Here is a 455-nt window from a genome sequence, read left to right on the forward strand (position 1 = left end):
GGCATCGGTCACATCCCCGGCGTGGTGCTGGGTGGCGTGATCCTGGCCGCGCTGCCGGAAGTGCTGCGCCACGTGGTGGAGCCGCTGCAGATGGCCATTTTCGGCCGTGTCTGGATCGATGCCGAAGTGCTGCGCCAGCTGCTCTACGGCCTGGCCATGGTGGTCATCATGCTGACCCGCCCGGCTGGCCTGTGGCCCTCGCCGCGCCATGAAGACCGTCCCGAAGTGGACCATACCAAAGTCGGTACGACCGGCGAAGTCAAAGCCTAAGCTGGAGCACAGAACATGACACAGACACTGCTCAAGATCCGCGACGTCAGCAAGCGTTTCGGCGGCCTGCAAGCCCTGAACGGCGTGGGCATCACCATCGAGCGCGGCCAGATCTATGGCCTGATCGGCCCCAACGGTGCCGGCAAGACCACCTTCTTCAACGTCATCACGGGCCTGTATCAACC

The 455-nt window shown here is 64.0% G+C and carries 1 protein-coding gene and 1 pseudogene; both read left to right on the plus strand.

Annotated features, from left to right (window positions below):
- A pseudogene (locus tag HWE04_RS24200) lies at positions 1-270 on the plus strand (ABC transporter ATP-binding protein); the annotation flags it as partial.
- 15 nt (positions 271-285) lie between these two features.
- Positions 286-455 (plus strand): ATP-binding cassette domain-containing protein (locus HWE04_RS24205; protein ID WP_241813926.1); only part of this gene is annotated, 170 nt, incomplete at its 3' end.

Source organism: Herbaspirillum sp. C7C2 (genome assembly GCF_022627865.1).
In the GTDB taxonomy this organism is placed as follows: Bacteria; Pseudomonadota; Gammaproteobacteria; order Burkholderiales; family Burkholderiaceae_D; genus Herbaspirillum; species Herbaspirillum frisingense.